Annotated in this window: 16 protein-coding genes; 3 read left to right on the top strand and 13 right to left on the bottom strand. The window is 41.5% G+C overall.

The features are described from left to right. From QZT26_RS14150 to QZT26_RS14185, 8 genes are all read right to left on the bottom strand, one after another. A partial coding sequence (locus QZT26_RS14150) for a hypothetical protein (protein ID WP_295103044.1) occupies positions 1-482 on the bottom strand: 482 nt, incomplete at its 3' end. Further along, a complete protein-coding gene (locus tag QZT26_RS14155; protein ID WP_205713316.1) occupies positions 475-933 on the bottom strand; it encodes a hypothetical protein in 459 nt (152 codons plus the stop codon). The genes QZT26_RS14155 and QZT26_RS14150, both read right to left, overlap by 8 nt. Positions 934-1,014: 81 nt before the next feature. Then, positions 1,015-1,524, bottom strand: coding sequence for a hypothetical protein (locus QZT26_RS14160; RefSeq protein ID WP_164995296.1), 510 nt, complete (start codon positions 1,522-1,524; stop codon positions 1,015-1,017). Positions 1,525-1,626: 102 nt separating this feature from the next. Continuing rightward, the gene (locus QZT26_RS14165; RefSeq protein WP_295103047.1) at positions 1,627-1,953 is read right to left on the bottom strand and encodes a hypothetical protein; all 327 of its coding nucleotides are present in this window, start codon (positions 1,951-1,953) and stop codon (positions 1,627-1,629) included. 68 nt (positions 1,954-2,021) lie between these two features. Further along, positions 2,022-2,225 (bottom strand): type II toxin-antitoxin system Phd/YefM family antitoxin, encoded by a 204-nt coding sequence (locus QZT26_RS14170; protein ID WP_164995298.1) that lies wholly within the window; start codon positions 2,223-2,225, stop codon positions 2,022-2,024. A gap of 4 nt (positions 2,226-2,229) precedes the next feature. Beyond that, entirely contained in the window at positions 2,230-2,466 is a 237-nt protein-coding gene (locus QZT26_RS14175) for a type II toxin-antitoxin system RelE/ParE family toxin (protein ID WP_295103052.1), read from the bottom strand. 433 nt (positions 2,467-2,899) lie between these two features. Beyond that, complete coding sequence (locus QZT26_RS14180) at positions 2,900-3,685, bottom strand: transposase (RefSeq protein WP_295103054.1); 786 nt, start codon at positions 3,683-3,685, stop codon at positions 2,900-2,902. Positions 3,686-3,717: 32 nt separating this feature from the next. Beyond that, on the bottom strand, positions 3,718-3,879 hold the full coding sequence (locus QZT26_RS14185) for a hypothetical protein (protein WP_157820689.1): 162 nt from the start codon (positions 3,877-3,879) through the stop codon (positions 3,718-3,720). 340 nt (positions 3,880-4,219) lie between these two features. Here QZT26_RS14185 and QZT26_RS14190 point away from each other — a divergent pair, with 340 nt between their 5' ends. The 3 genes from QZT26_RS14190 (at position 4,220) to QZT26_RS14200 (ending at position 5,246) form a co-directional block, all read left to right on the top strand. After that, a complete protein-coding gene (locus tag QZT26_RS14190; protein WP_099326407.1) occupies positions 4,220-4,525 on the top strand; it encodes a hypothetical protein in 306 nt (101 codons plus the stop codon). A gap of 65 nt (positions 4,526-4,590) precedes the next feature. After that, positions 4,591-4,926: a type II toxin-antitoxin system HicA family toxin gene (locus QZT26_RS14195; RefSeq protein ID WP_197705238.1), complete on the top strand. Its 336-nt coding sequence runs from the start codon at positions 4,591-4,593 to the stop codon at positions 4,924-4,926. Then, positions 4,917-5,246: a type II toxin-antitoxin system HicB family antitoxin gene (locus QZT26_RS14200; RefSeq protein ID WP_099326406.1), complete on the top strand. Its 330-nt coding sequence runs from the start codon at positions 4,917-4,919 to the stop codon at positions 5,244-5,246. Before QZT26_RS14195 ends, QZT26_RS14200 begins: the two co-directional genes overlap by 10 nt. Positions 5,247-5,915: 669 nt before the next feature. Here the strand turns inward: QZT26_RS14200 and QZT26_RS14205 are convergent. From QZT26_RS14205 to QZT26_RS14225, 5 genes are all read right to left on the bottom strand, one after another. Then, positions 5,916-6,134, bottom strand: a complete 219-nt coding sequence (locus tag QZT26_RS14205) for a type II toxin-antitoxin system HicA family toxin (protein ID WP_099326405.1) — start codon at positions 6,132-6,134, stop codon at positions 5,916-5,918. Beyond that, the gene (locus QZT26_RS14210) at positions 6,131-6,331 is read right to left on the bottom strand and encodes a HicB family protein (protein ID WP_099326404.1); all 201 of its coding nucleotides are present in this window, start codon (positions 6,329-6,331) and stop codon (positions 6,131-6,133) included. Before QZT26_RS14210 ends, QZT26_RS14205 begins: the two co-directional genes overlap by 4 nt. 323 nt (positions 6,332-6,654) lie before the next feature. Continuing rightward, the gene (locus tag QZT26_RS14215; RefSeq protein WP_099326403.1) at positions 6,655-8,154 is read right to left on the bottom strand and encodes a multiheme c-type cytochrome; all 1,500 of its coding nucleotides are present in this window, start codon (positions 8,152-8,154) and stop codon (positions 6,655-6,657) included. Between the two features lie 308 nt (positions 8,155-8,462). After that, positions 8,463-9,659, bottom strand: coding sequence for a sensor domain-containing diguanylate cyclase (locus QZT26_RS14220; RefSeq protein WP_099326402.1), 1,197 nt, complete (start codon positions 9,657-9,659; stop codon positions 8,463-8,465). 414 nt (positions 9,660-10,073) lie between these two features. Then, positions 10,074-10,553, bottom strand: coding sequence for a TSUP family transporter (locus QZT26_RS14225; protein ID WP_295103060.1), 480 nt, complete (start codon positions 10,551-10,553; stop codon positions 10,074-10,076). Between the last annotated feature and the right edge of the window lie 120 nt (positions 10,554-10,673).

Raw genomic sequence — 10,673 nt, forward strand, 5'->3', positions numbered from 1 at the left:
AAGTCTCGCCACCTCTGACGAAGCTCTTCCATTGATTGTCCCGTGGGGCGAAGGGTTTCGGCCGAGGCGGCAAGACCTGCAAGTAGTTGCGCTTTCAGTTCCGCTGAGATGCCCTTCCTCGCGGTTTCGACAATCAACCGAATCTTGGGCTCTAGCCGTGACGTTTCTTCCGGAGGCTGTTCAATCAGATTTGAGACCCGGCTCGCAAGGGCTCGAACGACATCCTCCGGACGGATGCCTAAAGACAATTCCCGGGGAACATCAAACGGATCGTTGAACAAGAGCGGGGAACTCCATCTGAGCGTGCGGCGCTCCAAGACAACGGCCGCCGTAGATGCCGACATGTATTTGAAGAAACTGTCGCGATTATGTGTTCGGTTGGTCAATCGCATGTTGTTCTCTTTGGCGGCTAAACGTAAAGTTGAGGGGCGCCGCGCTTTTGCGGCGTCCCGCTCGAACGCCGGGTTGGGCTTTTTAGCCATGGTAAGCATCCCGTACATTTGGAACCACCTCAACAACTGCAGTGAGGATGACTAAGCTGTGGCGCAATAGCTGCTCACTACGCTCTGGGGCAAACCAATGTCCATTAAATTTTCCACCATGAAATAAGTTGTTCCGGACGCAGCGAATATATTGAAGAAGTTTGTCGGCACGGGAATTTGTATTTGGCTCTACGTCTGCCCAAGCAATTACACCATCAACGATCATTTGTTTTTTTGGTGGAGCATGAAATATAAATTCAATGGCCTCTTTTAGCTCTACAGTATTTGGATTGAAAATAATATATTCAATTGAGGAAGAAAATTTTTGCCAATTTGCTTCCGCTGCACCATCGCCATTGTTGTAGCCCGATGCTTTCAACGCATACTCAACTCGAGAAAAGACCTGGAAGAGTTTGATAGCAAGTTGATCAATGTGCTTATGAGCTGTCATCTTGATTATGCCCAACGCCGCGTTAAGGGGCGCACATGGAGGAGCGCAGCGACGACATGAGCGTCCCTCTTGAACGCATAGTTAGATTTCATAGCCAATAAACCCCGCCGCCAGTAGAGCAAAAGCGAGCACCCACATAACAACGTAGATTGACTTATGGATTGAGCCGGCGCTACACACCTCAGGAAGGGCCTCCTTACCACTGTAGGCGGCTCCACTTATATCCGTATTCTTCAACGCTACTTTGTTGTCCACGTCTCCCTTCATGAAGGCGTGTGCCGGGCCGTCAATCATTAGAAGCTTTTCAATATCTCTGGCAGTTTCGTTACAAACCTCGCCCCAAAAGCGATTCCGCTCATAAATGCGATACCACAATAAGAGCATGGACCAATCCACTCCGGCAGCAAGTACCTTGGTGAAAATAGTAAGAGCCTCGTGATCAACGTCAATCTTTGGAATGACCGGCAACAGCACACCGACGAAAACGATCACAACAGCAGCAATGGTCCACGATAGATTGTCGTAATGATGCTTTGATTCAAAGTACTGACGATAAGCTTCCAGTAACGTTTCCGGATAGTGGTTGTTCATAGTCTCCTATTGAAATCTAACGCCGTTTTAACCGGCGCGGGCCACGAACACAAAACATTGCGCCGCCGTCACACCGCGTCCGGTTGAAAACATAGTTAGAGATCAGTGCCATGTATTTTCAATACCGATTTCAAATTGAATGCGATGAGCAATTTCGCCCTCTTTTGTTTTCTCGGTATTGGCACCGCCGCCAATGTTTACGAGAGCAACAAAAAACCCGGCCTTGTCTTTTTGACCACTTGCAGCTGTTACCGCTACATCGAATTTAACGCCGGGAATTTTGGAGGAGTCTCCCTTATTGTGCCTGAGGGAGAAAACTTCAAACTGATTTTTCGCAGGATCTTTCAGTTCGTCATTTGCTTCTCTGACGCCCTTCGCGATCTGAATTAGGACATTCTTAATAAAGTCACTGAGTTGAATGTTTTCCATAACGTCTCCCTGATCTCTAACGACCAAAATCAGCGGTGGCGTCTTTTGCCGTCCGCTGGATTGCATTGTTAGGCTTTCTTTTTCTTTAATCCTAATTCTGCTGCAACGATATCAAATGAACGACCTTCTTGATTTTTAGAATCACTTTTTGCCTTCCGAAGTTCGCGAAGATCATAATAATCTTCTAATTCTTCTTGCATTCGAAGATACTCTTTATAGGGAATTACAGCAAATTCCTTTTTACCATGTTTTTCAATTATTTGTGTTTTCATAATATTATCTATAAGCCTCCTTACGGTGAAGAATTCGATAAACAATAATTTTGTTTTCTGATACTTCAAAAAGTATCCGCCAATCTTTAACTCTGAGACGATATTCCGGCGAAAAATTTGTTAGCTTCTTAATATCACCTTTAAAACCTTTTTCTAAAGCAAACACAGCGCCTGCAATATGTTGAGCATCTTTCTTGGGGATCGAAGCTAAATCCTTGTGTCTCGCATAAGCAACCACCACCTGTGCGTAATGCTTGCAAGAAAGGCTTGAATCGGCAGCCTCAATAAATATTAAATCGCATAGTTATTGGTGGTTGGCTTAATGCACTTGTTAGACCTTTTTATTAATCATACGCTCGTACTCATCGTGAGTACCTATCCAAGCCCAAATATAATCTTTACCATCTTCAACTGAAAGTGCCCTATGATTCATTCCGACTCTGGCGGGAGCATTCCCGATTTTTTGTAAATTTTACCACATTGTATCACAAGCATCTCGCTTGCCGTTCAGGAATTTCTCTAAGTTGTAGAACGAAGCGATTGCTTCGTTCGAGCGAAGTGGCACTTCGCTCTACATCAACGAAAAAGTCGCCGAAGGCCTAACTTGTGAACTCGTAAAGTATAACAGATGGCAAGGATAAATCGGGTAGGACCAAGCTAACCTGTTACGTTGACTATGTTTCCACCCAACAATACATGTTTTCGTGCCTTAGAAGATCTTTTTTGGCACTTAAATGAGCATTGTAAGGAACAATCGGTTCTTTAAGTACAAACTTATCGCTACCCTCCTCTACCTTGCGTCCATGTGCTTTTAAACATAACTTAACCTTCGTATCTTCTACAAATCGCCTACTCCCTACTGCGATACTTGCTGTCCAACAGGACTCTCTCCTGAGGCCATTATCATTAATGGCAGCTTCTACCCACTGTTTATATTCATGCCTCAGTTGTTCCTTGTTGGATAACCCACATAATTCAATCAAGCCTTTTATGTCTATTAAGGCGTATCTATCCGGTGGGTTTTGTATCTCATTATATCCACTCATTGCCCATTCACACGGATGCTTTACAACACCAGCCCTGCCCATATTCAAATCAATATACATCATACATCTTATCAAATGTATGTCAGTTTCTATTGCCGTTGCGTGATATCTGTCTTCCCAAAATGCACCCTTACGCTTTTTTCTTTGATTATACTCCTGTGCAGTTCTCCCCGCTACCAATTGGATACTCTTCGGAATAACCTCACGACCATTGTCAATAACCAATAGATGAATATGATTTGATGTGACAGTATAGTTTAATATCCTTAATCCAAATCTCTTTTTAGCTTCAAACAGCCAGTACATCCAACGCTTACGATCTTTCAGAAATTTCAAAAGAAATTCTTTTTTATGGCATCTATGAGTAATATGCCAAACATAATTTGGGATATAATGTCTATTTGCACGTGCCATAACAAAAATTACTTAAACAACTCTTTTCTGTACTAAAAATAGGTATTTAAGGATAAAAATGTCACCCCTTTAAAGGTTATCTCTTTGTGCAGCGATAGTTGCTGTGCTGTTGCTGAAAGGGCTTCACGAAGACGGTTCATGAGTTTCGGCTTGCGGTCCATTTCCGACTTGTCTGGTGGACATTTGATGGTCATGTTCGAACTTGTTGTTACGAAGAGAGCTTCCTGTATTGTCTTCTCCCCTTGGCGAAATCAAGATGATAGGAAATTGCTTTTGCTTTAAAAAGGAAGATACTACAAAAATAAAGAAGAATGCAAGCTTTTTTTTGGTTATTCTGAGGAGTGAACGGGAAGGAATCTCTCCATACACATCAACCTAACCTTTATTAAGGGGAAATATGGGAACACGTCCCTTATTCTCCTACCAGATCAAACAAAATATGGGAAGTGTGTCCCCCTATCCCCCATACGGAACGAAAGGATAAAATACGTATTATCAATTGCAGAAAGGCAACAGCACGCGAAAGAAGATTTTATGAAGAAGGTATCCACTAAAGGCTCGTTGAGGGAAGAAGATATGAGGTCGGAATACGATTTTCCCAGTATGAAAAGAGCGGTACGGGGAAAACACTACAAAGCGTATCGTTCGGGTCATAAAGTTGAGATACATCAGGCTGATGGCACTATCTCAGTACAGTATTTTAAGCTTGAAGATGGAGCAGTTCTGTTGGCGCCGGACGTAAAAAAATATTTTCCTGATTCGGAAGCGGTCAACAAAGCACTTAGATCATTGATCGAGATTATTCCATCTAAACGGCGAATAACTGCCAACATCAAATGACAATCAGCCGCGTAACAAGTCGCTCAAGCGGACGGCAAAAACCAGCCGGCGCTTAGTTCGGCGTTATGTGTCAAAACAATATAAATGCCCAATCACATTCTAGCCTTGACAATGATATCATTAATGATACTATCTTAAAATGGAGCAAGATAAAAGATATTTTAGAACAGATGCGCCAAAGCCCTAATAATGTAAGATTCAATGATCTTTGCGCAGTTTGTGATAATTATTTTGGAGACGCACTTCAAAGGGGAAGCAGTCATCGAGTATATAAAACACCATGGCTGGATAACCCGCGGATAAATATACAGAATAATAAAGGAAAGGCTAAAGCATATCAAGTGAAACAAGTGCTTATGGCCGTTGAAAGATTGGAGATTGGAGATAAATTATGGCACTGAAAAATGATCATTATACTTATCGTGTTACATGGTCGGCAGACGACAATGAATATGTAGGATTATGTGCAGAATTTCCAGGCTTAAGCTGGCTTGCAAAAACTCCTGAGGGAGCATTAAGAGGCATACGCAAAGTTATTGCTGATGTAATAGATGATATGAAAAGAAACGGTGAGGAAATACCAGAGCCAATTGCTAATAGAACTTATAGCGGTAAGTTTATGGTGCGAGTTCCACCAGAAGAACATAGAAAACTTGCGATACAAGCCGCAGAAGCAGGAGTCAGTATAAACCGCCTTGCCAGTGCAAAATTAAGCAAATAATACACATAACCAGTCACTTAAGCTAACCGCAAAAAGACACGCGGTAGCTTAGCTCAACGTTAGCCATAGAAGAGAGAATTGTAGAAAATATGGACAAAATGCCCATTGTCAATATTCTGCGTGTCGGACTATCCGGTCTATGCTTCTTACAGGAAATACAGGGACACTTCCCTTATTTTCCCACCATATCAAGCAAGAAATATGGGATATGTCCATAATTCTCCCAACGTTTCCGTTTTCAATGTACGATTTTAGATTTACAATTTACGATTTTTAAATCGTACTTCGTACATCGTAAATCATACATCAAATGCCGTTACGGTTATGAACATTTCGGCGTGCCGGATTTGTCGCTCAATGCCCGGATTCGCATTTTTTTGAATATTCATATATTTCGTGAAAATTCTTCGTCAACTGCCACCATCCATTTTTAAAAGTAGCATGGTCTGCGCCTATCATGGCAGACGCAAACCGTATTGAATTTGCATAAAAGAACCATTCTTTTACCCACAACAATTCGATCAACTCATCAAATGGAAATATGGAAATATAGGGACACTTCCCTTATTTTCCCCAGATCAATCAATCAATAAGGGAAATGTCCCTATATTTCCTATATTTATCCATAGATTTTTCATCAAATTAATATCAAATTGCAAAATTTGTGCTTTATGAAAGGTCGTTTGGAGTTAGTCCTGTATGCTTTGAAATTCTCGCAAGCATACGAGGGCCAATTTCTTCTTTGTCATGAAAGGCAAAAACATAATCAGGCCATCCTTCCCTCTCCAGAACCCTATGAGATGTTTTGTCATGTCGCTTAATATTCCATCCGAGTCTCATTAACGCCCTCAGGACAAGGCGAGCTTTTTTAGAAGGCCATTGACTCATACAGGTGCCACAAAAAGTGCGTCAAGTTCGGGGATTTGATCGCCGTGTTCAACCCGATCAGCCATCACGCGAAGCGCCAAAACTTCCACTTTAGAAATAGCATCTTCCCGGTTACTTCCATAAACCACAACTCCGGGCAATTGCTTAATTTCAGCTATCCAGCGACCATCTTCCTCCCGTTCTAATTCAATATTCATTGATTACGCCTCCTGTTTAAAAGTCTAATAATACCCAAATATTTAATTCCGACTTCTTTCTCTGATACAAATGCGAGTTTCTGTCTTTCAAACCCCTTCTTTACACATATTTTATTTCAAAATGTTTTCAATTGCATTATATACCATTTGGGGTTCAATATAATTCATGCAAGACTTACTTTGCATACATCTTGGACTCAAACGATGTACGATTTTAGATTTACTATTTACGATTTACGATTTTTAAATCGTACTTCGTACATCGTAAATCGTACATCAAATGCCGTTACGGTTATGAACATTCAGCATGCCGGATTTGTCGCTCAATGTCCGGATTCGCATTTCTTTGAATATTCATATATTTCGTGAAAATTCTCCGTCAACTGCCACCATCCATTTTTAAAAGTAGCATGGTCTGCGCCTATCATGGCAGATGCAAACCGTATTGAATTTGCATAAAAGAACCATTCTTTTACCCACAACAATTCGATCAATTCATCAAACGGATTCGATGCGTCTGCAAAACCGTTATCCCACATGTTTTTCATAAGATTTGTCGTATTTAAAACCATAGTGTCGGTTTCTATTATTGTTGTATCGAGTTTTTCAAAGTGGCCCATAACCCAGTCGGTGCTATGGCAGCTATTGCATACTTTTTTCATTTCTTTTTTCCGCAGTAATTGTTCCTCTTCATCAATCAAATATTCCACAGCCGGTTCATTCATAAATGTCACAGGCAAAGGCAAACCATCTTTATTTTCTATTTCATATGTTTTCCCGTTTTTAGGTTGGGGGTGAGAATAAATAAGACCAAATATCCTGACCCATAAACGTGAGCCAAAATCATGCGTGCGGGATACAACTTCCTTCCCTTCGGGTGTGACAAGCAAACTATTGTGGCATGCTGCACAGGTAGGGGCTTGAAAATCTTTGCCAACCTTCCATGGAACGTTGTTCCAATTCCACGTATCCTGTTTTGTAAGAAATATGTTTCCATGTTTACTCTCACAGTACACTTCATACGCCGGTATATCCGGTTCGAGGTGGCATTGTGAACATGTATATGGTTTTCTTGCTATTTCAATGGAGAAACTATGTCTTGGGTGGCATGCCGTACAGGCGCCGCGACTCCCGTCGGGATTAATCCTTCCTACGCCCTGATTAGGCCAATTCTGCAGGTTGGGAACTTCAATGCTTCCAGTGTTTGTTTGTATTTCTTTCATGCCATCCACTGTTATTTCAGTGCCATGGCACGCATAGCATGTTTCCCGTCTTGAATTTTCCGATGGGATTAAACATCGTATTGATTTATCGCCTACTTCTTTTATACCCGGAATCGCATCAACAAATTTTTGGTAAACGGGGTTTTCCCGCAGATTATCCAACGCGTATGCTTTCTTGCTGCCGGAGAATTGTTCTACCTCTACTGCATGGCATGTCCTGCAATCGTTTGGAGATACAATTACATTGATCCAAAACCCGAAATGCTCAAAACTGTCCTTGTGTTGTGAAATATTCTGACTATGGCATTCATAACATCCAACGACAACCGGACGAATGTCTTCCGGTATTGTTTGGCTCGAAACCCTTCTCTCTAATGCCGTTTTTTTAAGGGCGATTTCTGGAGTTATTTTCGAGTGCCTGCTTGTTTTCCAGTCTTCCACAATGCCTGGTGTCACGTTTTTATGACATAATATACATATCTTTGTCTGTTCGCTCACCGCATACGGCAAATCATGTTGTGATTTGCCAATAGCATATATTTTTGAAGTAAGAAGAAAAACTGAAAATAAAAGCAATGCACAAATAGATATCTTTTTCATAGACGTCTCCCTTCTATTTATGGTTATCATTCTGTGCGTAATCGCACGCAGAGAGATGCAACGCACAGGCGGGTCGATATTAAAATGCTATATTAAATTGTCTGAAAATATAGTAAGAATTTAATTTTTTGAAAACGTAGGGGCGAAGCATTAGTATGTTTGGTTATAAACGCATGTGTGCCGGTTATAGCAAATGCTTCGCCCCTACATCGTGCGGCGAAACATCGTTATTATTTGAATTTTTCAAAAAAACTAAAGTGTTACAGAATAGATACTTTTAGCTATACCGTGCATTTGTAGGAGTGGCATCAGACGCATTCACCGCGAAGAGAATCTTCGCTAAAAGATGAAAATTGATAATTATTTTTACCCGATTCTTTTGCACGGTATAACGCTATGTCTGCGCTTTTTAATAATGTATTCACGTCTTTGCCATTATCAGGATACTGCGCAATTCCAATGCTAATGGTAATGCTTATTGTGTTGCCGTCGAGCACTACCGGCTGTCTTACCGCTTCAAGTATTTTGTCAGCTACGCTTATTATATTGCTTTCATGCTCTACCTGCGTCAGTAAAACCGTAAATTCATCACCACCCATCCTTGCAATCGTATCTGATTTTCGGACGGTCTGGTTTAATCTATACGCAATTTCCCTAAGCAATTGGTCGCCTGTCTGGTGACCAAAGGCATCATTAACCTCTTTAAATCCATCGAGATCAAGAAACATTACTGCAAGCCTTTGCCGGTACCGGTTCGCATTTGAAATGGCCACATACAGGCGATCATTAAATAGCCTTCTATTGGGAAAGTTCGTAATTTCATCAAAATACGCCATGTGTGTAATCACTTCTTGCGTCCACAGATGCTGGACAGCAATGGCATATAAGATTGCAATACGTTCCAACAACTGAATATCTTTTCCGGAATAGCCGTTTGCAGCATTACCCACAGTTATCTGCCCTACAATTATCTCGCCGAGCATGGCAGGCGCTGATAAAAAATGCTTTAATGATGCATTCTTATTTAATGACGCCTCCGACCTTGCATCATTTAACGGGTCGTTTGATAGAAGAGGTTTTTTGTTTTCAAGCACCCATCCCCATAGCCCCTGGAATTCATCAACCCCGATGTTTCCTTCCGGTATATTAAATATTTTGGAAACTTCGGGTGTTATTGCAGGAGAAACAAAGCTGTTTGTTTGCTTGTCAATATATCCGACATAGCCAACAGGACTGTTTGTCAGACATTTTGCATATTCCAAAACAAGCGCCGACAAACTTTCAATTGAGTTTTCCGGTTTTACCAATGCCTTTGATAAATCTACCAGCGCTGCATTAGCTTTTGCCTCCCATGCAGCGGCTTCTTCCGCCTGTTCAACTTTTAATTGCCGCGTCTCGTATTCACTCAATTTTTGACGCAATATCTTTATCTCTTCAATCAGTTGTTGCTTTGTCTTTATTTCGTCCATACTGCCCGCAGTATTTGTTTTATCTTTAATGTCCATACGATATGAAAACCTCCCCTCCTCCCAATAATCGATTAATTTGTGCCTTCATCAGTCTACCGTCGGCAATCTGCAATCAGCAATCGGCAATCGGCAGTCTACGGACTGAAAACCGTTACACGTTCTTATAGCACTTAATTTCAAAATAGTATAATAAAAAAACGGCATTTGTTCAGCATAAATCGGCAAAATCTAAACCTCCCGATAAGTTGTGGCAGTCTACAGTCTACAGCCTACAGCCTACAGTCGGCAGTCGGCAGTCGGCAAGTTGTAGATTGAGGACTGAGGATTATTTTCGTGCCTGGTTGGTTCTGGCTATGCCAGCTTAGGAGATAGTAAAAAAAGCCCCACTATAGCCAAAAGCATCAATTATTCAAAAAACGGTCACCTCTCACACAGAGCAGGGCATGTAGATCAGACAATCCCCGTCCCCAGTATGAATGCCAACACAAACAATAATATCCCGACAATACGTTTGATTGTGCGCATAGTAATTTTCTTTATGAGGCGCGAACCGATAAATGCGCCGGTAAATGCGGTCAAAATAGCCGCCGCAATTAGTCCATACCCAATCTGTCCACGAATGACATGAATGTTTTGCGAAAAGAATGTGACCCCATAAGCAGCAAGCCGCGTTACATCCACCACGACTGCAGAAACAACCATCGTCCCTATGAACGCCTCTTTTTTCAGTCCGATTCGTATCAGAAATGCAGTACGCAATGCCCCCTGATGTCCGGATAATCCGCCAAAGAATCCCGATAGCATCCCGCCAAGCGGAATATATTTTGGATGGAATGAGAGTGTTTCAAAAGAGGGCACCAATTCGAGGATTGCAAAGATTGCAATAAGAACGGCGATAATCAATTTTAAAAAAGTAATAGAAAGTAACACTTTAGTTCTTTGAAAAATTAATAGCGAAAAAAGGTAAAAAAAGCTGGCGTCTGTTTTTCCTTTGTGGTATAAAAGGCTTCAATAAAGGGAAACAGTTTATGAAGCCTATCATATTCCAAT

The organism is uncultured Candidatus Kuenenia sp., from assembly GCF_900696675.1.
GTDB lineage: Bacteria > Planctomycetota > Brocadiia > Brocadiales > Brocadiaceae > Kuenenia > Kuenenia stuttgartiensis_A.